General features: G+C 71.8%; 20 protein-coding genes. 8 read left to right on the top strand and 12 right to left on the bottom strand.

Annotation, left to right across the window (positions count from 1 at the left end; translation table 11 throughout):
* Window positions 1–31: 31 nt before the first annotated feature.
* The 4 genes from BLV96_RS03980 to BLV96_RS03965 form a co-directional block, all read right to left on the bottom strand.
* Window positions 32–1,063 carry an Lrp/AsnC family transcriptional regulator gene (locus tag BLV96_RS03980; RefSeq protein ID WP_086679978.1) on the bottom strand — a complete coding sequence of 344 codons (1,032 nt, stop codon included), beginning with the start codon at window positions 1,061–1,063 and terminating at the stop codon, window positions 32–34.
* 67 nt (window positions 1,064–1,130) lie between these two features.
* Window positions 1,131–1,898 (bottom strand): hypothetical protein, encoded by a 768-nt coding sequence (locus BLV96_RS03975; RefSeq protein WP_086679980.1) that lies wholly within the window; start codon window positions 1,896–1,898, stop codon window positions 1,131–1,133.
* Window positions 1,895–2,479 carry a papain-like cysteine protease family protein gene (locus BLV96_RS03970; RefSeq protein ID WP_086679982.1) on the bottom strand — a complete coding sequence of 195 codons (585 nt, stop codon included), beginning with the start codon at window positions 2,477–2,479 and terminating at the stop codon, window positions 1,895–1,897. The genes BLV96_RS03975 and BLV96_RS03970 overlap by 4 nt, the downstream gene beginning before the upstream one ends.
* A gap of 204 nt (window positions 2,480–2,683) precedes the next feature.
* The gene (locus BLV96_RS03965; RefSeq protein ID WP_086679984.1) at window positions 2,684–3,274 is read right to left on the bottom strand and encodes a DUF6801 domain-containing protein; all 591 of its coding nucleotides are present in this window, start codon (window positions 3,272–3,274) and stop codon (window positions 2,684–2,686) included.
* A 266-nt stretch (window positions 3,275–3,540) separates the two neighbouring features.
* On the opposite strand from BLV96_RS03965, the gene BLV96_RS03960 reads away from it, so the two are divergent.
* Entirely contained in the window at window positions 3,541–4,041 is a 501-nt protein-coding gene (locus BLV96_RS03960; RefSeq protein WP_086679986.1) for a hypothetical protein, read from the top strand.
* 49 nt (window positions 4,042–4,090) lie between these two features.
* On the opposite strand, the gene BLV96_RS03955 is transcribed toward BLV96_RS03960, so the two are convergent.
* Entirely contained in the window at window positions 4,091–6,832 is a 2,742-nt protein-coding gene (locus tag BLV96_RS03955; protein WP_244180031.1) for an AfsR/SARP family transcriptional regulator, read from the bottom strand.
* A gap of 273 nt (window positions 6,833–7,105) precedes the next feature.
* On the opposite strand from BLV96_RS03955, the gene BLV96_RS03950 reads away from it, so the two are divergent.
* Window positions 7,106–7,807: a S1 family peptidase gene (locus BLV96_RS03950; protein ID WP_086682039.1), complete on the top strand. Its 702-nt coding sequence runs from the start codon at window positions 7,106–7,108 to the stop codon at window positions 7,805–7,807.
* A 49-nt stretch (window positions 7,808–7,856) separates the two neighbouring features.
* On the opposite strand, the gene BLV96_RS03945 is transcribed toward BLV96_RS03950, so the two are convergent.
* Window positions 7,857–8,396, bottom strand: a complete 540-nt coding sequence (locus BLV96_RS03945; protein ID WP_086682042.1) for a hypothetical protein — start codon at window positions 8,394–8,396, stop codon at window positions 7,857–7,859.
* Window positions 8,397–8,538: 142 nt separating this feature from the next.
* Between BLV96_RS03945 and BLV96_RS03940 the strand changes: the two genes are divergently transcribed.
* Both BLV96_RS03940 and BLV96_RS03935 read left to right on the top strand, forming a co-directional pair.
* Entirely contained in the window at window positions 8,539–9,108 is a 570-nt protein-coding gene (locus tag BLV96_RS03940; RefSeq protein WP_086682045.1) for a TetR/AcrR family transcriptional regulator, read from the top strand.
* A gap of 70 nt (window positions 9,109–9,178) precedes the next feature.
* Window positions 9,179–10,186 (top strand): medium chain dehydrogenase/reductase family protein, encoded by a 1,008-nt coding sequence (locus BLV96_RS03935; protein ID WP_086682048.1) that lies wholly within the window; start codon window positions 9,179–9,181, stop codon window positions 10,184–10,186.
* Between the two features lie 54 nt (window positions 10,187–10,240).
* Here BLV96_RS03935 and argG read toward each other — a convergent pair whose 3' ends face one another.
* A complete protein-coding gene (gene argG / locus BLV96_RS03930; protein ID WP_086682051.1) occupies window positions 10,241–11,686 on the bottom strand; it encodes an argininosuccinate synthase in 1,446 nt (481 codons plus the stop codon).
* Window positions 11,687–11,778: 92 nt separating this feature from the next.
* Here argG and BLV96_RS03925 point away from each other — a divergent pair, with 92 nt between their 5' ends.
* Window positions 11,779–12,651: an aminoglycoside phosphotransferase family protein gene (locus BLV96_RS03925; protein WP_086682054.1), complete on the top strand. Its 873-nt coding sequence runs from the start codon at window positions 11,779–11,781 to the stop codon at window positions 12,649–12,651.
* Window positions 12,652–12,661: 10 nt separating this feature from the next.
* Here the strand turns inward: BLV96_RS03925 and glpD are convergent, their stop codons facing one another.
* The 3 genes from glpD to BLV96_RS03910 are packed head-to-tail and all read right to left on the bottom strand — an operon-like array spanning window position 12,662 to window position 16,729.
* Entirely contained in the window at window positions 12,662–14,365 is a 1,704-nt protein-coding gene (glpD, locus tag BLV96_RS03920; RefSeq protein WP_208608127.1) for a glycerol-3-phosphate dehydrogenase, read from the bottom strand.
* A 9-nt stretch (window positions 14,366–14,374) separates the two neighbouring features.
* The gene (glpK, locus tag BLV96_RS03915) at window positions 14,375–15,892 is read right to left on the bottom strand and encodes a glycerol kinase GlpK (protein WP_086682059.1); all 1,518 of its coding nucleotides are present in this window, start codon (window positions 15,890–15,892) and stop codon (window positions 14,375–14,377) included.
* Between the two features lie 15 nt (window positions 15,893–15,907).
* A complete protein-coding gene (locus BLV96_RS03910) occupies window positions 15,908–16,729 on the bottom strand; it encodes an MIP/aquaporin family protein (RefSeq protein ID WP_086682062.1) in 822 nt (273 codons plus the stop codon).
* Window positions 16,730–16,881: 152 nt separating this feature from the next.
* Between BLV96_RS03910 and BLV96_RS03905 the strand changes: the two genes are divergently transcribed.
* Together BLV96_RS03905 and glpK (BLV96_RS03900) are read left to right on the top strand one after the other, a co-directional pair.
* Window positions 16,882–17,634 carry an IclR family transcriptional regulator gene (locus BLV96_RS03905; RefSeq protein WP_086682065.1) on the top strand — a complete coding sequence of 251 codons (753 nt, stop codon included), beginning with the start codon at window positions 16,882–16,884 and terminating at the stop codon, window positions 17,632–17,634.
* Between the two features lie 210 nt (window positions 17,635–17,844).
* Window positions 17,845–19,794 carry a glycerol kinase GlpK gene (glpK, locus tag BLV96_RS03900; protein WP_086682068.1) on the top strand — a complete coding sequence of 650 codons (1,950 nt, stop codon included), beginning with the start codon at window positions 17,845–17,847 and terminating at the stop codon, window positions 19,792–19,794.
* Between the two features lie 77 nt (window positions 19,795–19,871).
* Here the strand turns inward: glpK (BLV96_RS03900) and BLV96_RS03895 are convergent, their stop codons facing one another.
* Window positions 19,872–20,693 carry a substrate-binding domain-containing protein gene (locus BLV96_RS03895; protein ID WP_086682112.1) on the bottom strand — a complete coding sequence of 274 codons (822 nt, stop codon included), beginning with the start codon at window positions 20,691–20,693 and terminating at the stop codon, window positions 19,872–19,874.
* A 241-nt stretch (window positions 20,694–20,934) separates the two neighbouring features.
* On the opposite strand from BLV96_RS03895, the gene BLV96_RS03890 reads away from it, so the two are divergent.
* Window positions 20,935–22,374 (top strand): DUF1996 domain-containing protein, encoded by a 1,440-nt coding sequence (locus BLV96_RS03890; RefSeq protein ID WP_086682071.1) that lies wholly within the window; start codon window positions 20,935–20,937, stop codon window positions 22,372–22,374.
* Between the two features lies 1 nt (window position 22,375).
* Here BLV96_RS03890 and BLV96_RS03885 read toward each other — a convergent pair whose 3' ends face one another.
* On the bottom strand, window positions 22,376–23,068 hold the full coding sequence (locus BLV96_RS03885) for a glycoside hydrolase family 12 protein (RefSeq protein ID WP_086682074.1): 693 nt from the start codon (window positions 23,066–23,068) through the stop codon (window positions 22,376–22,378).
* Window positions 23,069–23,189: the final 121 nt, after the last annotated feature.

The raw sequence follows: 23,189 nt of genomic DNA, 5'->3' as shown, positions 1-23,189 counted from the left end.
CCTCCCCAGGGGTCTCCTCGCCGCACGGTAGTCAGCGGGCGGGGATGATCGCCTGGTGGGTGCCGCCGAGGCCGTGCGGGCTGAGCAGCCGGCCCATCCGCTTCGGCATCCGCAGCGTGATCGCGCGGTCCAGGACGCGGGCGCCGGGTGCCGCGGCCGCCAGCCGCTGCTCGTAGCCGGTGCAGCCGGCCGGTTCGCGCAGCCACGCCGAGACCACCAGGTTGCCCTCCCCCACCACGGCTGCCGAAAGCCGCGTCTCCGGCAGCTGCGCGATCGCCGTGCCGGCGCGGTCCAGGTCGCCGGCGGCGATGTCGAGGCGGTAGCCCGCGATCACCGGCCAGCCCGCCGGGACGTGCGCGAGGTCGCAGCGGAAGTCGAGCTCGTGGTTGCGCAGCATCCGCGCCAGCGTGCGGCGCACCGCGGACTCGCTCATCCGGCAGTCGCGGGCCAGTTCGGCGTAGCTGCGCCGGCCGTCCTGGCCGAGGGACTCGACCAGCGCGCGCACGTCGCGGTCGTCCCACTGCTGCGGGACGACCAGCCGGGCCTGCACCGCCGTCTCGTCGAGCACCGCCCGCTGTTCGGGGGCCAGCGCGTTCACCAGCCAGCCGCTGCCCTCGCGGTAGACGCGCGTCGCGACGGCGAACCGGACTTCGCGCACCCCGGGCAGCGCGCCGAGCCGGCCGGTGACCAGCTCGTCCAGCGCGTCGAGGTCGCGGGCGGCCAGCGAGAGGAACAGCGAGAACCGGCTCGTGGTGCGCTCGACGCTGAACACCGGCGGCCAGCCGCACAGCTGGCGCGTCAGCTCGGTCAGCGCGTCCGGGCGGCAGGCCAGGTCGACGTAGCCGACCGTCGTCGTCGGGGCCGTGGCGTACGCGGTGAGCCAGGCCAGCCCGGCCGCCTGCAGCCGGTCCCAGCGGCGCGCGGCCGTCGTCGCGTCGGTGCCGACGGCGGCGGCGATCCGCGTCCACGGCGCCCGCGGGTCGCGCTGCAGCGCCTCGACCAGCGCGAGATCCGACCCGGTCAGCCGCGCCGGTTCCGGCTGGGCCGCCGTGGGAACGGGCATGGCGCATTGTGCCCTGATCATGATCACCTGCCAAGGGGCCGCCGGGCGCGCCGGCGGCCCCGCCGTCCTACTGGCGCCGCAGCCGCGGCACCACGACCGCCCCGGCCACCAGGACCAGGACCCCGCCGAGCACGAACGGCAGCACCGGCACCTCGTCGGAGCCCGTGGCCGGCACCGCGCGCTCGCGGCCGCCGTAGCCGCCGCCCGCGCCGTCGCGGTCGTAGGCCGAGCCGGGCAGCTTGTCCGCGTACCGCTGGTGCAGCTGCGCGCGGTAGTCGGCGAGCGCCAGCTTCGTGCCCGCGGCCAGGCCGGTGACCGAGCCGTCGAGCACCGTCACGGCGTCACCGTGCACCGCGTACCAGGCGTTGACCTGCGGTTCGTGCAGGAGGTAGCCGCCGGCCGCGGCTTCGGCGTACTTGCGCTCGTAGTCGCCGGACGCGACGTTGACGACGGTCCAGGCCGCGCCTTGGCGCTCGGCCCAGACGGTCGCGGTGGTGCCGTCGCCGGTCCGGGCCGGGACGGCGACGTAGGCCAGCGCGGCGGGGACGTCCGAGGTACCGGCGACGAAGGCCGCCGTCGGCTCGTAGACCGCGACCTGCGAGCGGGCGTCCGCGTCGGCGCGTGAAGCGGCGGCGGCCGCGTGGGCGCCGGGGAACTTCGTCTCCGCCAGCCGGTCGAGGGTCTGCTTGCCGCCGGTCACCTGCCCGATCGCGGCGGTGTCGGCCGCGGTCGGGGTGCCGGCCGGCCCGGTCGCCGCGCCGGCCGCGCCGGCCGTCGTGAGCATCGCGGCGCCGGCCAGCACGGCCGCGCCCATCGCGTTCTTCAGCACGCTCATCCCTCGATCCCGTACAGCGTGTGCGTCCACTGGAACTGGTTGTTCGAGCGGTAGGTGTCGTAGTTCATCGAGTTGTAGCGGCTGTTGTTCGGCCACGGGTCGCCGTATTCGACGCGGGTCGCGCCGCCGGAGTTGTCGTAGCCGTAGAGGACGTGCATGTGCCCGCCGCCGGAGCGCCAGCCGATGCGGGTGCCGATCGGCTGTCCCGCGTCGATCTGGTTCTTGATGGTGGTGAAGGAAAGGACCTGCCCGTTCGAGTTGTACGACCCGACGTTCGAGAAACCCAGCCAGCGGAACACGCGCTGCTGGTCGGACAAGTAACCCTGGTTGTTCGCGCAGTCGCTCCCGGATTCGTTGTGGGCGACCTGGCAGAACCGCGTCTGGGAAAGCGAATATCCCCAGAAGTCGGCGATCGTGTTGCCGCTGGCGTCCCAGCACCACTGGTCCTTCTGCTGGGCCTGCATGCTGATGCCGAGATCGGTCCGCGCGGCGGCCGCGGTGGCGGGCGCCTGCAGTGCGACGACGGCCACCGCGGCCGAAATCGCCGCGAGTCCACGTAGGACTCCTGAAGTGGTTTTCACGAAGTGCTCCTCCAGCCGGTGGGGATTCGACCTGGTGGCGAGAAATACTCCGCGCACGCCCGGTATCCCGGTACCTACGAAGGGAGGATCACGTTGGGAGGGAACGGTTTCCGGCGGATCCCGGCATTTCCCGGGTGCCGGATTCCGGCATCGACTCCGGCCCGCCGGGCGGATTCCGGCGGGCCGGGACGGTGCCGCGGGAGGTCAGCTCACCGTCGTCGTGCCGAGGGTGGCGTCCTGGTCCGGCGGGTCGAGGGTCAGCGCGACGTCGAACTCGCCGAGCCCGCTGTCGGTGACGACGTGGGTGGTCGCCGCGGCGTCGACGCTGCTCGTGGCCTCCCCGGCCGGGGTGCCGGCGGGAACGGTGAAGTCGACCTGGCCCTGGGCGGTGAACTTCAGGCTGCCTTCGGCGGGAACGGGCGTCTCCGGAATGGGCAGCTCGATCGGGATGGCGACCGACTGGCCGCCGATCGCGACGTTCACCTGGGACTTGATGCTGCCCGAGACCTTCGTGGCCCCGACCAGGCGCAGGCCGTCGCCGGCCGCCTGCCCGGCGTCGACGTCCAGGCTGAACGGCACCGAAACGGGGGTGCCCGCGGTGGCGGTGGCGGGGATGTCCGCCTTGACCACGACGGTGACCTGCTGGTCGCCGATCAGCGGAAAGCCGCCCTTGTAGGTGAGCGATTTCTCGGCCGCCGCGGCCGGTCCCGCGGAAACCACGGCCACCGCGCACGCCAGGAGCGCGGCCAGCCCGATTCCCCGGAACCGCTTTTTCCGCACGAGGGTTTCCGTCATGTCTGGTCCTTTCGTCGTCGAACGGCCTTTCGGATGCTAGGCGGAAACTTCCCAACCGGCCAATGCGCTTTTCCGTGGCTGCGTAATTTGTCACGCGCTTCGGCGGGAACGGCTTTGTTTTTTGTCACGCGCGTTTTCCGGGGTGACAATTTTCCGGTCCCGCGCACTCACCCACGTCAGCACCGCGAGCGCGCGGGTGTAGTGCCGGTGTAGGGGGCGCGCGCAGGGTCGTCGGCGTCGGAACCCCGTTCCCCGAGGGAGAAGTCATGCGCACGATCTACCCGGCGGCCACGCTCGCCGCCGCCCTGCTCTTCGGCGGCGCGTCCGTCGCCTCGGCCGCCCCGGCCGACGTCTACGCGGAGGTGACCGCCGCCGACATCGCCGACCCGGGCGCGGTGATCGTCGATTCGCCGGCCGCCCTGGCCGCCGCCCGCACCGCCGCGCAGGCGATCGCGTGGTATTCGAGCCGCAACGGCAGCACGGCGTACCAGGGCTATTGCGAGAAGGCCGCGCGGCTGTCGTGGAACCGCACGACGCACCACGCGAGCGCGATCGAGCACTGGCGTTCCTCCGACGGCGCCCGCCACACGACCGGCACCCCGCCGAGGGGCGCGTTCGTGTTCTGGAACATCTCGGCGTACGGCCACGTCGGCATCGCCGACGGCAGCGGCGGCGTGTGGGCGACGAGCGTCAACGGCGCGATCGGCCACGCGCGGCAGGGCTACTTCGCGAACTACCTGGGCTGGAAGCCGGGCAACAGCAACTGATCGCGGCGCGGGGGCCGGGCGCGGGAGCAGCGCACCCGGCCGGCCGCGCTCACGTGCGGGCCGGGGTCAGCCGCCGCCGGACCTGCTCCAGCAGCTCCAAGCCCGTCGTCTCCCCCTGCCGGTTCCCGGTCTCCCGGAACACCCGCAACGCGCGGTCGCACACCCCGCGCGCCTGGGTCCGCTCGCCGGCCGCCAGCAGCGTCTGGCCGATGCCGAGCAACGCGTACGCGCTGCACCGCTCGTCGTCGAGGTCCTCGAGGATGCCCAGCGCCGACCGCAGGCACGTCAGCGACTCCGGCAGCCGGCCCCGCTCCCGGTGCAGCGTCCCCAGCTCGGTCAGCACCTTCGCCTCGCGGTGCGGGTCCTCGATCTCCCGGGCCAGGTCACGGGCCTGCCGCAGCCAGGAATCCGCTTCTTCGAACGCCCCCAGCAACGCGTACGTCGTGCCCAAGGAGGTCCGCAGCTGGGCGACGCCCCGGCGGTCGCCCGCCCGCTCCAGCCCGGCGAGGGCCTTGCGGTAGAACTCGAGCGCGTCCCGCGGCCGGTCGCGGACGCGCGCCACCGTGCCCAGGCCCGCCACCGCGAGGGCTTCCCCGCGCACGTCGCCCAATGCGGCGAACAGCGACGCCGAGTGCTCCATGTCGCGGACCGCGTCCGCGTATTCGTCGTGGTACAGGCGGACCTGGCCGAGCCCGCGGTGCAGCACGGCCGCGCCGAGGCGGTTGCCCGCCGCCTCGACCGCGGCCAGCGCCGTCAGGTGGCTTCGGCGCCAGTCGTCGTACGCGCCGCGCAGGTCGTAGAACGGGACCGCCGTCGCCGTCAGCTGCCAGGCCAGCTCGTCGAGACCCGCGTCCGCGGCCAGCTGGACCGCGGCCGCCAGCAGCTTGCGTTCGGCCGTGAACCAGCCCAGCGGATCGGCGGGCCCGGCCGGCGGCACCGGCGGCCCGACCGGCGGCCCGGTCATCGCGCCGAACGCCGGGGGCAGGCTCGCCGCCGCGGACTTCGCCAGCGCCAGCAGGACCGTCAGCACCCGGGCGAGCGCGTCCCGGCGCACCGCGATCGGTTGCGCGGACAGCAGTTCCGCCGCGTGGCAGCGCAGGAGGTCGTGCAGCCGGTACCGCGGCCGGTCCCGGGAATCCCGCCCCACCAACGCGACGAGGTTCGCGTCGACGAGCACGTCGAGCACCTCGTGCGCGTCCGCGCGATCGAGGAGCGCGTCGAGGACCCAGCTCGGGAAGTCCTGCGCGCCCAGCACCGCGGAGCGGCAGAACGCCGTCCGCGCGGGCGCGGGCAGCTGGCGCAGGCTCAGCTCGAAGCTCGCCCGGACGCCGAGGTCGCCGACGCGCAGCTCGTTGAGCCGGCTCGACTCGTCGGCCAGCCGCTCGTGCAGCGTCCGCAGGCTCCACGCCTGCCGCCCGGCCAGCCGCGCGCCCGCGACGCGGATCGCCAGCGGCAGGTAGCCGCAGCAGCGCACGATCGCCGCCGCCTCGGCCGGTTCGCCGACGACCCGGTCGCCGCCCGCCACGCCGGCCAGCAGGTCGAGGGCTTCGCGCTCGCCGAACACCGGCAGTTCGACGTGCTTCGCGCCGGCCAGCTCCGGCAGCCGCCCGCGGGTGGTCACCAGCACGGCGCACCCGGCGTCCCCGGGCAGCAGGGGGCGGACCTGCGCGGCCGTCGCGGCGTCGTCGAGCACCAGCAGCACCCGCCGGCCGGCCAGGCGGGAGCGGAACACCGCGGCCCGCTGGCCGAGCCCGGCCGGGACGGTGTTCCCGGTGACGCCCAAGGCGTGCAGGAAGTCGGCGAGCACCTCGGCCGGGTCGCGCGGGGCGCCGGTGCCCGCGAGGTCGACGTACAGCTGCCCGTCGGGAAAACGGCCGGCGAGGCGGTGGGCGACGTGCATCGCCAGCGCCGTCTTGCCGGTCCCCGGTGCGCCGGTCAGCACGACCGGCGCCGGCCCCAGCGCGTCGGTCAGCTCCCGGACGTACTCCGTGCGGCCGGTGAAGTCGGGCAGGTCGGCGGGAAGCTGGCGCAGCGGCGGGGGAACCGGTGGCGCCACCGGTTCGTCAGCGAGGATCGCCGTCTGCACGGCCCGCAGGTCCGCCCCGGGTTCGACACCGAGGTCGGTGACCAGGCGCTCGCGGGCCGTCGAGTACGCCTGGAGCGCTTCGGCCCGGCGGCCCGCGCCGGTCAGCGCGAGCAGGTACTGCCGCCAGAGCCGTTCGCGGTACGGGTGTTCGGCCAGCAGGACGGTGAGCTCGGCGATCGCCGCGTCGTGCCGGCCGAGGCGCACCTGCAGCGCGAGCCGTTCCTCGACGGCGGCCAGCCGGTTCTCGACGAGCCGCCCGAGTTCGGCGTCCCACGCCGGCGCCGTCGGCAGGTCTTCCAGGGGATCGCCGCGCCACAGCGACTCCGCCTCGGCGAGCAGCTTCACCGCCGTCTCGGGCACGTCGGCCCGCGCGGCGTCGGCGACGAGCCGGGCGAACCGGTGCACGTCGACGTCGCCGGGGTCGACGACCAGCGAGTAGCCCGGGCCCTGCGTGCGCAGGGCGGCACCCTCGGGCAGCAGCCGGCGCAGGCGCCACACGTAGGTCTGCAGGTTGGCGGTGGCGGACGTCGGCGGCTCACCGGGCCAGATCGTGTCGACGAGCTGCCCCGGCGCGACGGTCCGGTTCGCGTTGAGCAGGAGGTGGGCCAGCAGCACCCGCTGCTTCCGCCCGCCGAGCGGCACCGGCCGGCCGCCGGCCGTCACGGTCAGCGGTCCGAGCAGGTGAAACCGCACTTCAGGCCCCATCGCGCACCCCGTTCCCGCGGCCGCCCCCAGGCGGCACCCAGTGGCCGGACTGTAACCGGGTGTCGCCGCACCTCGTGCGGGATTCGCGCACATTCGGGACAGCGGACCAGGACATGTCACCGGTTCCGCCGGACGGCGCACGACGAAAGTCGCGTTGTGGATCAACCGACTATCGGCGGGTTTCGGAGATTCACCCACACCGGTGACGGTAGGCGTGTCCTTCACCACACGTCACCGCGAGGCCTCGGTCCGCGGCAGGAGGTTGATCCTAAAGTGCGTATCGCGCGAACCGGCGTAGTCGTCTCCGGCGTCTTGTTCTCGGCCCTCGCGGCGGCAGCGCCGTCGCCGGCGGCCCAGCCGGCCATCATCGACGGGAGCAACGCCGACTCGCTCCACTCCGCGGCCCGGATGTTCGCCGGTGGCCAGGAGATCTGCTCGGCGACGATCATCGCGCCGGACTGGATCCTGACCGCCCGCCACTGCACGCAGGGCGCGGGCGGCCAGCCGATCAGCTTCCACGTGGGCGACCTCGACCAGACGAAGGGCACGACGGTCAACGCCACGTCGGTGCACGAGGCGCCGGACTCCGACCTCGCGCTGGTCCAGATCGACCAGCAGGTGCAGACGGACTACGCACCGCTGGGCAGCGAGGGCGACGTGAAGGTGGGCGACCAGGCCGAGGTGTACGGCTGGGGCGCGACGTGCACGGACAAGCCCGAGATCGAGTGCCAGTCCCAGCTGCTGAAGGTGGCGAAGGTGAGCGTGACGTCGATCGACTGCCCGGACGGCGCGGCAGGGGTGTCGGTCTGCGCGAACCGCGGCGACGGCATCACGGCGGGCGGCGACTCGGGCGGCCCGATGTACGCGAACGGCAAGCAGGTGGGCGTGGCCTCGACGAGCGACCGCCAGTCGTACACGGCGTACATCAACATCACCGAGTACCGGGACTGGATCTCGTCCACCGCGGGCGTCTGAGGCGTGGCGCGCCCGTCGAGTCCACTGTGGACCCGACGGGCGCGCGCGTTCAGCTGATCCAGAGCGAGCGGATGCGGTTGCTCCAGTCCTCGGGGAAGCAGTAGCGGATGTCGTCACAACCGTGGACCGCGTTGTCGGTGACGAGCTTCGAGGAACCGGTGAAGCCGATGCCGTCGAACACCCGGACGCGGCAACCCGACCCCGGCCGGATGTAGATCGAACTGATCGAACGATCCATCAGCGCGCCGGTGTTCTGGTAGAAGGCGTCCCGCAGGTCGCCGTCCGAGGCTTCGTGCGGACTGTCCGCCGCGGTGCACGTGGTGCGGTTGTAGACGTTGGTGTAGTTGAAGAACCCCTGGTCCCCCAGGTAGCTGACGCTCTTGAAGACGGTGACCACCGGAGCGAGTGCCGCCGCGGCCTCGTAGCCGCGGAGACCGTCCGCGGTGGCGAAGCACGTTTCCGCGCCACTGCCCAGGTTCACGTCGCAGAACGGCTTCGCGGCCGAGGCCGCAGGCGCGCCCGCGAGCACGATCCCCGCCGCCGCCACCGAAGTGAAGAACGCGGCCACGAGCCTCTTGGAAAACTTCATCGGTTCCTCCCCGAGCCGGCGTGGGCCGCCTGCCCACCCCAGCAGGTATATCGAGCCCGGGGGCCTCGCGGGCGGTTCTGACCGAAGCCGGACGCCGCCCGGAACTGGACACGGCCACGAGAGTGAGTGTACAGTCACTCACATGACGAAACGCGGTGCCACCCTCTCCACCTCCGACGCCCGGCGGGATGTCGTCGTCGACGCCGCCATCGCCGAGTTCGCGCGGGGCGGGTTCCACGGGACGCCGATCAGCGCGGTGGCCGACCGGGCCGACATCTCCCCCGCCTACGTCTTCAAGTTGTTCCCCGGCAAGGTTTCCCTCTTCGTCGCCGCGCTCGACCGGTGCTACGAACTCGTCACGCACGCCCTCTCCAACGGCGCCGCCCGCGCCGACGGCGAAGACCCCGGCAAGATCCTCTACGAGATGGGCGGCGCCTACGCCGAACTCATCGCCGACCGGAACCTGCTGATGCTGCAGGTGCACGCCCAGTCCGCCGCCGACACCCCCGAGATCGCCGACGCCGTGCGCCGCGGGCTGGCGAAGGTGACCGAGTTCGCCCTGACGCGCTCCGGCGCCGAGGGCGAGCAGGTGCAGCGGTTCATCGCCTACGGGCAGCTCTGCCACCTCATCGCCACCCTCGACCTCGACGAGCACGCCGGCGAGTGGGCCGCGCTCCTCGCCGCCGGCATCCGCCACCCCGGCAAGAACTGAGCGCTACCCAGCCCTTTTTTTCGTGCCCGTCGAGTGATTGACCAGTCACTCACCTCTGGAAGGAACCACCGTGAACATCACCGAGATCGTCCTCCCCGGCCTCGTCGAGCCGGACGGCCTGCGCGTCGAACACCGTGAGCTGCCGCCCCTGGGCGCCGGCGAAGCGCTGCTCCGCGTCGAGGCGAGCGGGATCTCCTTCGCCGAGCAGCAGATGCGGCGGGGCAAGTACTACGACCAGCCGCCGTTCCCGTTCGTGCCTGGCTACGACGTGGTCGGCACGGTGGTCGAAGCCGGAGACCGCGCCCTGGCCGGGCGTCGCGTGGCCGCCATGACCAAGGTCGGCGGGTGGAGCAGCCACGTCGTCCTCCCGGAGGCCGACCTGGTGCCCGTCCCCGAAGAACTCGACGCGGCCGAGGCCGAAACCTTCGTGGTCAACGGCATCACGGCGTACCAGATGCTGCACCGGTGGGCGAAGGTGAAAACCGGCGGGACGATCCTGGTCCACGGCGCGAGCGGCGGCGTCGGCAGCACGCTCGTCCAGCTCGCCCGCGCGGCCGGGATCACGGTGATCGGCACGGCGTCGGCCCGCAACCTCGACGTCGTCACCGCGCTCGGCGCCACGGCGCTGGACTACCGCGGCGACGTCCCGGTCCAGGTCCGCAAGCTGGCTCCCCGGGGCGTCGACGCCGTCTTCGACCACGTCGGCGGGCCCGGCATCGTCGACTCCTTCCGGCTGCTCGCGCCCGGCGGTGCCTTGCTCGCCTACGGCAGCGCGTCCACCAAGGACGAGACGGGCAACTCGCGGCTGCCGGTGCTCAAGCTTTTCGCGCGGCTGCTGTGGTGGAACCTCCTGCCGAACCGCCGTCGCGCGCACTTCTACAACGTCTGGGGCGGCAAGCGGAACCTCGCCCGCTTCCGCGCGCGGCTCGCCGAAGACCTCACGGCCGTCTTCGCGCTGGCGGCGAAGGGGGACCTCAAGCCGCAGGTCGCCGCCCGGATCCCGCTCACCGAAGCCGGGAAAGCCCTGGCACTGGCCGAATCCGGCACGGTGACCGGCAAGGTCGTGCTCGTCCCCTGAACGCGCCGAAGGCGGCACTTTCACGTGAAAGTGCCGCCTTCGGGTCGTGGGCGATCAGTCCGTGCCGAACTCCATCGCGGCGCTGTCGAGCAGCTCGACGTCGTCGGTCTTGCCGCGCGAGGCGATCACTTCGGCGCCGCCCTCGGGCATCGCGCCGATGAGCCCGGTCGACGCGGCCTGGGCGGCGCCGATCAGCTTCGGGTTCGAGCCGCCGACCATGCCGAGGCTGGCGTACTGCTCCAGCTTCGCCCGCGAGTCGGCGATGTCGAGGTTGCGCATGGTCAGCTGGCCGATCCGGTCCACCGGGCCGAACGCCGAGTCCTCGGTGCGCTCCATCGACAGCTTGTCCGGGTGGTAGCTGAACGCCGGGCCGGTCGTGTCGAGGATCGAGTAGTCCTCGCCGCGCCGCAGCCGCAGCGTCACCTCGCCGGTGATCGCGGTGCCGACCCAGCGCTGCAGCGACTCGCGCAGCATCATCGCCTGGGGGTCGAGCCAGCGGCCTTCGTACATCAGCCGGCCGAGGCGGCGGCCTTCGTTGTGGTAGCTGGCGAGGGTGTCCTCGTTGTGGATGGCGTTGACGAGCCGCTCGTAGGCGGCGTGCAGCAGCGCCATGCCGGGGGCCTCGTAGATGCCGCGGCTCTTGGCCTCGATGATCCGGTTCTCGATCTGGTCGGACATGCCGAGGCCGTGCCGGCCGCCGATGGCGTTGGCTTCGAGGACGAGGTCGACGGCGGAGGCGAACTCCTTGCCGTTGATCGTCACCGGCCGGCCCTGCTCGAAGCCGATCGTGACGTCTTCGGCGGGGATCTCGACCTCGGGGTCCCAGAACGCCACGCCCATGATCGGCTTGACGATCTCGATCCCGGTGTCCAGGTGCTCGAGGGACTTGGCCTCGTGCGTGGCGCCCCAGATGTTGGCGTCGGTCGAGTAGGCCTTCTCGGTGCTGTCGCGGTAGGGCAGGTCGTGCGCGAGCAGCCACTCGGACATCTCCTTGCGGCCGCCGAGCTCGGTGACGAAGTCCGCGTCGAGCCACGGCTTGTAGACGCGCAGGGAGGGGTTGGCCAGCAGGCCGTAGCGGTAGAACCGCTCGATGTCGTTGCCCTTGTAGGTGGAGCCGTCGCCCCAGATCTGGACGTCGTCCTCGAGCATGGCGCGCACGAGCAGCGTGCCGGTGACCGCGCGGCCGAGCGGGGTGGTGTTGAAGTAGCCGCGGCCGCCGGAGCGGATGTGGAACGCCCCGCAGGTCAGCGCCGCGAGCCCCTCTTCGACGAGGGCTTCCTTGCAGTCGACGAGCCGCGCGAGCTCGGCGCCGTACTGCCCGGCCCGGCCGGGCACCGACTCGATGTCGGGCTCGTCGTACTGGCCGATGTCGGCGGTGTAGGTGCAGGGGACCGCGCCTTTGTCGCGCATCCACGCGACCGCTACGGAAGTGTCGAGGCCACCGGAGAAGGCGATACCGACACGCTCGCCGACGGGCAGAGAAGTGAGCACCTTGGACATGCGAATGATTATGCACGCCTATGCATCGTCGTGCAATCCGGGGGTGTGCCGAGTCACGGAAACCCCGTTGACGTGCGTGGTTCGGTGATCACATGGGCCGGATGCACGCCGACGAGCACACCGTCGACACGACGCTGGTCCGGCGGCTGGTGCGCGGGCAGTTCCCGCGGTGGGCGGACCTCCCGGTCACTCCCCTGGCGTCGGGCGGCACGGTCAACGCCGTGTACCGCCTCGGGGACGAGCTGACCGTCCGGCTTCCGCTCACCGAGGGCGGTGCCGGCGACATCGCGAAGGAACGCCGGGTTCTCGGTGCCCTGGGTGAGCTGCCGGTCGCGGTCCCCGCTGTCGTCGCCGTGGGCGAACCGGCCGAGGGATATCCGTGGCCGTGGGCGGTGCACGGCTGGCTCGACGGCTCACCGGCACGCGAAGGCCGCGCCGCCACCGGCCTGGCGGAGTTCGTCCTCGCGGTCCGGGCGAACCGGGCGGCGGGTCCCCCGGCCCGCCGCGGGCGGCCGCTGTCCACAGTGGATCCGGCCACCCGCGAGGCGATCGACGAGCTGAGCCGTACCGGCGAGCCGTTCGACCCGGAGGCCGCGCTCGCGGTGTGGGCCGAAGCGCTCGACGCTCCACCGTGGACCGAGCCGCCGTGCTGGCTGCACGGCGACCTGATGCCGAGCAACCTCCTGCTGCGCGACGGCCGGCTGAGCGGCGTCCTCGACTGGGCGACCGCGGGCCTCGGCGACCCGGCGATCGACCTGATCCCGGCCTGGAACCTGCTCACCGCCGAGACCCGGCACGCTTTCCGCGAGGACGTCGACGCCGATGACGCCACCTGGGCACGCGGCCGCGGCCGGGCGCTCTCGATGGCGGTGATCCAGCTGCCGTACTACCGGCACACCAACCCGGTCATCTCGGCCAACGCGCGGTACGTGCTCACCGAGCTGGGGTGCGTCCCGGCTCGGTGAGCACGCCGGATCAGCTCGGCAGCAGCGCCGGGGCCGCGAGGCGGGTGGCGTTCGCCGCCGCGTCGTCCGGTGCCTCCTGCGCCGAGCGCTCCGCCTCGACCCGGGCCAGGTAGTTCGCGACCTCCCGGTCGGCCCGGTGCGCGTCCCAGCCCAGCACCGGGGCGATCAGCCCGGCGACGACCGGGGCCGCCGCCACCCCGCGGTCGCGTTCCTCGATCGAGATCCGCGTCCGCCGGGTCAGCACGTCCTCCAGGTGCAGCGCACCCTCGTGGGAAACCGCGTAGACGGCCTCCACGCGCAGGTACTCCGAGGTCTCCGTGATCGGTTCCCCGAGCGAAGGGTCCTCCTCGACCAGCGAAAGGAGGTTCCAGATCCGCGTGCCGTACCGCTGCAGCAGGTGCTCGACGCGCGGCAGCGGCAGCCCGGTCCGGGAAGCGACCGAACCGCGGTCGGCCCACAGTTCGTGGTACCCCTCGGCCCCGGCGATCGGGAGCCGGTCGGTCCACGACGGCGGCGCCGGGCGGCCGAGCTCCTCGACCACCACGTCGACCGCGTCCGCGGCCATCACCCGGTACGTCGTGTACTTGCCGCCGGCCACGATCACCAGGCCCGGCACCGGGTGCGCCACCGCGTGCTCCCGCGACAGCTTCGTCGTCGCCGCCGCCTTCGCCGCGAGCAGCGGACGAAGACCCGCGTAGACGCCCTCGATGTCCTCGTGCGTCACCGGCGTCCGGAGCACCTTGTTGAGGTGCTCCAGCACGTAGTCGACGTCCGCGCGGCTCGCCGCCGGGTGCTCGCGGTCGAGGTCCCACTCGGTGTCGGTCGTGCCGACGATCCAGTGGCGGCCCCACGGGATCACGAACAGCACGCTCTTCTCGGTGCGCAGGATCAGCCCGGTGTCGAGGTCGATCTTCTCCCGCGGCACCACCAGGTGGATGCCCTTCGACGCCCGCACGGTGAACGGCGCGGGGATCCCGGCCGCCGCCGCCATGTCGTCGCTCCAGACACCGGTCGCGGCGACCACGGTGCGAGCGCGGATCTCGAACTCGATGCCGCTCTCGCGGTCGACGACCTTCGCCCCGACGACCCGCTCGCCGTCGCGCAGCAGCGACGTCACACGAGCCCGCGTCAGCACCGAAGCACCCTGCTCCGCCGCGGTCCGCGCGATGGTCATCGTGTGACGGGCGTCGTCGACCTGGGCGTCGTAGTACTGGATCGCCCCGACCAGCGCGTCGTCCGCGAGCGCCGGGGCCGCCTTGAAGGCGCCCCGCCTGGACAGGTGCCGGTGCCGCGGCAGCGCGCGGGCGCCGCCGAGCGTGTCGTACAGCGTGACGCCGGCACCGATGTACCCGCGCTCCCACACCCGGTGCTGCAGCGGCACCAGGAACTTGACCGGCCGCACCAGGTGCGGGGCCAGCTTCTGCAGCAGCAGCCCGCGTTCCTTGAGCGCTTCGCGCACCAGCTTGAAGTCGAGCTGCTCCAGGTAGCGCAGGCCGCCGTGGATCAGCTTGGACGACCGGCTGGACGTACCGGCGGCGAAGTCGCGGGCCTCGACCAGCGCGGTCGAGAGCCCGCGTGACGCGGCGTCGAGCGCCACGCCCGCCCCGGTCACTCCCCCGCCGACGACCAGGACGTCGACCTCCTCGCGCGCCAGTTTCCGCAGGGCGTCCGCGCGGTAGGACGGGGACAGTGCGGTCACGGTGTTCCTCCTCATCTCAGGGCCTCAGTCCACGTCGACCCAGTCGAGCGTGCGGCCGACGGCCTTCTGCCAGCCCGCGTAGCCTTCGGCCCGCTGCTCGTCGGTCCACGACGGCGCCCAGCGCTTGTCCTCGTTCCAGTTCTGCTCGAGCTCGTCGGTGGACTTCCAGAAGCCGACGGCCAGCCCGGCCGCGTAGGCGGCCCCGAGCGCGGTGGTCTCCGCGACGACCGGCTTCGACACCGGCACGCCGAGGATGTCCGCCTGCAGCTGCATGCACAGCTCGTTGGCGGTGACGCCACCGTCCACCCGCAGCACGTCCAGGGTGACGCCCGAGTCGTTCTGCATCGCCTCGACGACGTCGCGGGTCTGGTAGCAGATCGCCTCCAGCGTGGCCCGCGCGAGATGAGCGTTGGTCGTGGCGCGGGTGAGCCCGACGATCGCGCCGCGGGCGTCCGAGCGCCAGTAGGGCGCGAACAGGCCGGAGAACGCCGGGACGAAGTAGACGCCGCCGTTGTCCTCGACCTGGCGGGCCAGGCTTTCGCTCTGCGCCGCGCCGCTGATGATGCCCAGCTGGTCGCGCAGCCACTGCACGGCCGAACCGGTGACGGCGATCGAGCCTTCCAGGGCGTAGACGGGCTTGTCGTCGCCGAACTGGTAGCACAGCGTCGTGAGCAGGCCGTGCTTCGAGCGGACCAGCTCGTGGCCGGTGTTGAGCAGCAGGAAGTTGCCGGTGCCGTAGGTGTTCTTGGCTTCGCCAGGCCGGAAGCAGACCTGCCCGACGGTGGCCGCCTGCTGGTCGCCGAGGACGCCGGTGAGCGCGACCTCGCCGCCGAGCGGGCCGTCGGCGCGGGTGGTGCCGAAGCGGCCCGGGTTCGACGACGGCCGGATCGCCGGCAGCATCTGCTTCGGGACGTCGAAGAACGACAGCAGCTCGTCGTCCCAGTCGAGGGTTTCGAGGTCCATCAGCATGGTGCGGGAGGCGTTGGTCGGGTCGGTGACGTGCACGCCGCCGTCCGGGCCGCCGGTGAGGTTCCAGATGAGCCACGAGTCGGTGGTGCCGAAGAGGGCGTCGCCCTTCTCGGCGTCCTCGCGCACGCCGTCGACGTTCTCGAGAATCCACTGCAGCTTGCCGCCGGAGAAGTACGTCGCGGGCGGGAGGCCGGCCTTGCGGCGGATGACGTCGCCCTTGCCCTCGCGCTCCAGCGCGGAGGCGATCCGGTCGGTGCGGGTGTCCTGCCAGACGATCGCGTTGTAGTAGGGACGGCCGGTGCGGCGGTTCCACACGACGGTGGTCTCGCGCTGGTTGGTGATGCCGAGCGCGGCCAGATCGGCGTGCGTCAGGTTGGCCTTGTTGAGCGCGGTCGCGATGACCGAGCGCGTGCGTTCCCAGATCTCGGTGGCGTCGTGCTCGACCCAGCCCGGCTTGGGCAGGATCTGCTCGTGCTCGAGCTGGTGGCGGGCGATCTCGTTGCCGCCGTGGTCGAAGATCATGAAGCGGGTGCTGGTGGTGCCTTGGTCAACCGCGCCGACGTAGTCCGGCATGGGCGTGCTCCTCACTCAGTTGGCGGGCTCGAAGTCCTTGGCGGGCATGGCGTCCAGCGGTTCCCCGGCGGGCAGGTGGCGCTCGATCAGGTACTTGTAGATCCCGCCGCCGATCACCGCGCCGATGACCGGTGCCACGATCGGGATCCACCAGTAGGGGAAGCCGTACTGGTCGGACCACGCCGTGTCGTAGCCGGTGAGCCAGGACGCGAACCGGGGGCCGAAGTCGCGGGCGGGGTTGATCGCGTAGCCGGCGTCGGTGCCCCAGGCCATGCCGATGGCGACGACGAGGAAGCCGACGACGACCGGGGCGAGGTTCGCGCCCGGCGAGGTGTTGCGGAGGTCGGTGATGGCGAAGATCACCAGGACGAGGATCGCGGTGCCGATGATCTGGTCGCGGAAGGCGCCCCAGTCACCCACCGGGAGCGTGCCGTTACCCGGCAGGGTGGAGAAGACGCCCTGGGTCTTGATCGTGAGGCCGGGGTCCTTGGCGTTGAGCACCTCGGTGTAGTTCCAGCGCACCAGCAGCGCGGCGAGGAACGCGCCGGCCGTCTGGGCCAGGGCGTAGGGGGCGACCTTGCGCCATTCGAAGCCCTTGAAGACCGCGAGCGCGACGGTCACGGCCGGGTTCAGGTGCGCGCCGCTGATCCGCGAAGCGACGTAGACACCGAGCGTGACGCCGAGACCCCAGGCCCAGGCGATGCTGTCGTGGTCCCCGATGCCCGCGGCGACGACCTGCGCCACCACTCCGCACCCGAACAGGATGAGGATCATCGTCCCCACGAACTCGGCGGCCATCTCGCCGACGAGCCCGTGGGCCTTGAGGTTTCGCACCATTGCTTCCTCCACAAAGGACCGCTCTTCCCCCTGGTGAGTGAAAGTTAAGTTCGGGTTGCGGAGGGGTCAACGGACGCCGGTCGGCATTGTCGAACGACCGAAGTGGATGTTCGACATTGTCGAATCGGGGCCGGTCGGGTTAGGTTGGCGGCGTGCCCGGTCCGATCCAGTCCATCGAGCGCGCCGCCGCGATCCTGCGGTTGCTGGCGCGCGGCTCGGGCCGGCTGGGCGTCGGAGAGATCGCCGAATCGCTGGAGCTGGCGAAGGGCACCGCGCACGGGATCCTGCGCACGCTGCAGGGCGTCGGGTTCGTCGAGCAGGACCGCGACACGGGCAAGTACCAGCTCGGCGCGGCGCTGCTGCACCTGGGCACGAGCTACCTCGACGTCAACGAGCTGCGGTCCCGGGCGATCAACTGGGCGGACGCGCTGGCCGCCCGCAGCGGCGAGGCGGTCCGGATCGGCGCGCCGCTGGAAGGCCGGGTGCTGGTGGTGCACCACGTGTTCCGGCCCGACGACAGCCTGCAGAGCCTCGACGTCGGCACGCTGCTGCCGCTGCACGCGAGCGCGCTGGGGAAAGTCCTGCTGGCCTACGACACGACGTTGAAAGCCGACCTCGAGCCGTACACTCGCCGCACCCTGGTCACCCAGACGGCGATCAAACGGGCGTGTGCGAAGGTGCGCGAGGCCGGCTGGGCGTCGGAGAACAGCGAAATGATCTCCGGCGAGGCCGGGATCGCGGCGCCGATCCGCGGTCACGGCGGCATCGTGGTCGGCGCGATCGGCGTGTCGGGACCGGCGGACCGGGTGTGCGAACCGGACGGCACCCCGATCCCGCGGCTGCTGACCCACGTCCGCGACGCGGCGCGCGCGGTGTCGCGGGATCTGGGCGCGTCCCGATGGTGAAGGAGGTGGCGAGCGTGAAGTACCCACGGCGCGCCCGCGAAGGCGCCTCCGCGCCGCAGCCGGTTCCACGCCCCGGCGGCTCACTGGCCGGCCCCACGATGACGGCACCCCCCGTGCGGCGCCTGCGCCCACCGCACCGACCGCCCGCGCCTCGCTCGGCCACCCCGCGCGGCCGGCACCAAGCCTTCCCGATCCGATGGAGGTGAGCACGTGGTCCAGCGGTACGTGATGTCCATCGACCAGGGCACCACCTCGACCCGGTGCATCCTGTTCGACGCGCGCGGCCGGCTCGTCTCGGTCGTCCAGCGCGAGCACCAGCAGCACTTCCCCCGGCCCGGCTGGGTCGAACACGACGCCGTCGAGATCTGGCGGAACCTCGCCCGGATCGTGCCGCAGGCGCTGGCCGACGCCGGTGCCACCGCCGAGCAGGTCGTCGGGCTCGGGATCGCCAACCAGCGCGAGACCACCGTGCTGTGGGACCGGCACACCGGCAACCCCGTCGGGCGGGCGATCGTCTGGCAGGACACCCGCACCGACGCCATGCTCGAACAGCTCGCGCGCGAGCCCGGCGCCGACCGCGTCCGGCAGCTGTGCGGCCTGCCGCTGGCCACCTACTTCTCCGCGCCGCGCGTGCGCTGGCTGCTCGAACGCACCCCCGGCCTGCGCGAACGCGCCGAACGCGGTGACGTCCTCTTCGGCACCATCGAGTCCTGGCTGATCTGGAACCTCACCGGCGGCGCCGAGGGCGGCGTGCACGTCACCGACGTCACCAACGCCTCGCGCACCATGCTGATGAACCTGCGCACGCTCAACTGGGACGACGAGCTGCTCGACTTCTTCGACGTCCCGCGCGCGATGCTGCCGGAGATCCGCTCCTCCACCGAGGTCTACGGCACGACCAGCAGGGTCGTCCCCGGCATCCGGATCGCGGCGGCGCTCGGCGACCAGCAGGCCGCGCTGTTCGGCCAGACGTGCTTCGCGCCCGGCGAGGCGAAGTGCACGTACGGGACCGGCAGTTTCCTGCTGCTCAACACCGGCCCGACGCCGGTGCTCTCCACCCACGGCATGCTCACGACGGTCGGGTTCAAGATCGGCGACGAGCCGGCCGTGTACGCGCTCGAAGGGTCGATCGCCGTCACCGGGTCGCTGGTGCAGTGGTTCCGCGACGGCCTGGAACTGATCGGCAGCGCGCCCGAGATCGAGACCCTCGCCCGGACCGTCGAGGACAACGGCGGCTGCTACATCGTCCCCGCGTTCTCCGGGCTGTTCGCCCCGCACTGGCACAGCGAGGCGCGGGGCGTGATCGCCGGGCTGACGTCGTACATCACCAAGGGCCACCTGGCGCGGGCGGTGCTGGAGGCGACCGGCTGGCAGACCCGCGAGGTCGTCGACGCGATGAACGCCGACTCGGGCCTGGCCCTGAAGACGCTGAAGGTCGACGGCGGGATGACCGCCGACAACCTGCTGATGCAGTTCATCGCCGACGTCCTCGACGTGCCGGTGGTCCGCCCGATGGTCGCGGAGACGGTGTCACTCGGCGCGGCCTACGCGGCCGGGCTGTCCGTCGGGTACTGGCCGGACCTGGAAGGGCTGCGCCGCAACTGGCACCGGGCCGGGCAGTGGCTGCCGGCGATGGACCCGGCCCGCCGCGACACCGAGTACGGCCACTGGCGCCAGGCGGTGGAGCTGACGTTCGGCTGGATGCGCCCGGGCCCGGCCGCCGCGGCGCCGGGGTCCGACCTGGTCGAGGTGCTGCTGGCCGACCACCGCCGGTTCGAGCAGTTGCTGCGCGACCTGCGCAACACCGAGGCCGACCGGCCGGCGCTGGTGGCGGAGCTGGCGGCCCTGCTGGTCGCCCACGCGACGGCGACCGAGCGGATCGTCCGTCCTTCCGCGCCGGGCACCGCCTTCGCCGACGAGCTTCTCGCGGTTCTCGAAGCGGAGGATTTCGAGAAAGCGTTGCTGCGCTTGGAGAACGTGATCGACGCGCACGTGCGTGGCGAGGAACGCGGGCTGCTGAACGACCTGCGCCGCACGATGTCCACTTCGGACCGCACGGGCCTCGGGCGCGCGTTCGTCGCGGAACGCCGCCGCCAGCTCGACCTCGACTGCGGGACGACCACCCACATCCGCGAACTCGGCGACCGCCTCACGCTCTAGCCGGCGCCGGAAAGCCGCCGCCCCCGTCGTGTCTCGAACGCGCGGAGGCGGTGGCGGCGCGACCGGCCCGCGCGGTCCTAACCCGCGCGCAGGCAGCGGCTGCTCTCCCGCACCACCAGTTCGACCTCCACCGACTCACGAGGCGCCGGGACGCCGTCGATGCGGGCCGCGAGCGCTGCCAGCGTCTGGCGGCCCGCCGCCTCGAAGTCCTGGCGGACCGTCGTCAGCGGGGGTTCGAAGTACGCCGCCTCGGGGACGTCGTCGAAGCCGACCACGTGGGCGTCGCGGGGGACTCGCATTCCCGTTTCCCGGAACGCCGACAGCAGGCCCAGTGCCATGTGGTCGTTGGCCGAGAACACCGCGCCCACCCCCGGCTCGACCGCCAGCGACTGACCGGCTCGGTAGCCGGACCGGGCGGACCAGTCGCCGCGGACCACCGGGGGGACGTCCGCGCCGTGGTGCTCGAGGGTTTCGCGCCAGCCCCGCTCGCGGGCGCGGGCGATCGGGCCGTCTTCGGGGCCGCCCAGGTGCCACACCGTCGGGTGGCCGAGCTCGAGCAGGTGCTCGGTGGCCCGCCGGGCGCCTTCGTACTGGTCGGCCGACGCGGCCGGGATCAGCGGGACACCGGCGACCGGGGGCAGTTCGGCGACCAGGTGCGGGTCGAGCACCACGATGCCCGACACGCCCTGCAGCAGCAGGCCGGCCACCGCGGCCGGCACCGCGGACCGACCGCGGCCCGGGACGCCGAAGACGACGAGGGCGTACCCGTGCTCGCGCGCGGCGGCGCGCAGACCGTTCAGGACGGGCCCGGACGCGGCGGTCCCGGTGGCGATCACGCCGAGGGTGCCCCGGCGCCGCGTGGGGAGGGAACCTCTGGGACCCGCGTCGTCCTCGGTCATGGCCTGGATGTTAACGATCACACGAGTAGACGTGAACTTCCTTCACTTTCCATAAATAACGAAACGATAACGCGCTGAACCGGCCCGCTTCCGGGGCCGTTTCAGCCAGTGCCGGAACCAGTGACACCGGGCGCGGTTCCCCGATTCCCGCGCCCGCGGTGGCACTCCCCCGGGTTCCGCGCGTCTCCCCTCGGGCACGCAGCTTTCCCAGTCGTGCCCGGAAAAACCGAAGAAGGTGACCATGCCCCGGAAAACTTCCCCCGCCACGGGCAGACATCGCATCACCCGCCGCACCAAGATCGCGACCGGCGGCCTCGCCCTCGCGCTCGCGGTCGGCGGCATCGTCGTCGCGACGACGGCCGGGCGCACCGGCGAAGCAAGCGCCGACCCCGCGGACGCGTCGTTCTTTCTCGACATCGCCAAGGTGCCGAGTGGTGTTAACGTGAACAAGGCGCAGCAGCAGAAGGGCGCGCGTGGCACGTTCACCGTGGACTGCGGGCGCAACGAGAACCAGCACTTCAACCCGGACAACTTCATCGCCCAGCCGGGCATCAAGAACGGCGCGCAGCACCTGCACGACTACGTCGGCAACCTGTCGACGAACGCCGATTCGAACAACAAGAGCCTGGCCAAGGCCGGGACCACGTGCAAGAACGGCGACAAGTCCGCCTACTTCTGGCCGGTCGTGCGCATCGACACCGGCGAAGAGGACGAAAACCCGCCCGCGACCCAGCCCGACCGCGCCGGCAGCGCGAAGGACAAGGCGAGCACCCAGGTCGACTGCCCCGACGTCGCGAGCAAGCTCCCCGATGTCCCGGACCAGGCCATGGACGAGGTGAACCGCAACCTCGACCTGCTCGACAAGCAGATCGACGAGGCGAACGCCCGGATCGCGAAGGGCGACCTGAAGACGCCGCAGGACGTCCAGAACGCCGTCGTCGGCCCGCTCAAGGACAAGCGCGCGGCCACGATCGACCGGATCGCCATCGCGATCGGCCGCCGCGCCACGAAACCCACCGACCTCGGCGGGCTCGCGGCCTGCGTGCTCAAGCAGAACGGCCAGGGCGGGCTCGACAACGGCGGCCAGAACGGCACCGGCCAGGCGGGCGAGCTCCCCGGCGTCAACGACCAGAACGAAGTGGCCGGCAACGACGGCGAGATCCAGCGCGTCCGCTCGGCGACGATCACGTTCACCAGCGGCGGCGCGAACAAGGTCGTCGCGATGCCGCAGTTCCTCCGCATCCTCTACGGCGACGCCAAGCAGAGCACCAACGGCCCGGCCAACGCCCGGCCCAGCTGGACGTGCACGGGCTTCGAGGACCGGCTCACCGACCACTACCCGATCTGCCCGCAGGGCAGCCGGGTCGAACGGATCCACGCCTTCCCGAACTGCTGGGACGGCAAGAACATCGACAGCGCCAACCACCGCACGCACATCGTGTTCGCCGACCAGCGGGGCAAGTGCCCGCAGGGCTTCAAGAACGTGCCGCAGCTGGTCATCAAGCTGGTCTACGACATCCCGCACGACATCCAGGTGAAGGGTCAGTACAAAGTGGACGCCTTCCCGCAGGAGAGCCACAACCCCCGATCGGACCACGACGACTTCGCCAACGTCATGGGCCAGCGGCTGATGAACCAGGTGGTCAACTGCATCAACACCGGCAAGCGCTGCACCCAGTAGGTCAGGACGCGGTGACGGAGTAGCTGTTCGCGGCGAAGTCCAGTCCCCCGGCGGACGAGGTGATCTCGAAGCCGAACTGGACTTCGCCGAGCGTCACGTCGCCGAACCAGCCGCGGGCGCGGATCCAGTTCAGGACCGCCAGGACGTCGACCGTGCCCGCGTCGGTGTTCGACGTCCGGACGAACGAGAACACCGCGTTCGAGCCGTTCGACCCTTTGTAGACGTCCCAGGTGTGGCCGCCGACGGAAACGGTGGTCTGCTTGCTGCCGAGCGGGCCGACCGCGCCCTGCTTGTTCAGCCACAGCATCGTCTCGTAGGCGTTGTTGTCCGCCCAGATGTCGTACGCCGTCTCGTAGGCGCCACCACCCGGGCGGGTGACGTTGAAACTGCTGGACACCTTCCCGAGCGCGCTCAGCTTCTTGCCGACGTTCTTCGCCGAATGCGGGTACGACTTCACGCCGCCGGTGTTCGGCTGATTCGACCAGACACCCCAGTTGGAATACGAATTCGCCCAGATGGTCTGCGGGCCGGCACCGCTGCCCCAGACGTCGTTGCGGACGGTGTAACCGCCGTTGGACCAGGTCGCCCATTTGTCCGTGGACGACCAGGTCGCCGCCGAAGCGACACCGGCCGAGGCGGCCACAGACGCAGCCACGGTCAAGGAAACCACGAGGAAACGCACGCCATTGCGCATGAGGGAGGTCCTCCACTGGTGAGGGATTCACCAGCACTATGAACGTCCCGTTACCACCCGGTCAAGCAATTCGAGAACTTCGAAAAAGAAAGGGGCTTTCCCGTCGAACGGGAAAGCCCCT

The organism is Amycolatopsis pretoriensis, assembly GCF_900107925.1.
GTDB lineage: Bacteria > Actinomycetota > Actinomycetes > Mycobacteriales > Pseudonocardiaceae > Amycolatopsis > Amycolatopsis pretoriensis.
Note: the sequence above shows the minus strand (reverse complement) of the source record. Positions and strands in the feature narration are given on the sequence as shown.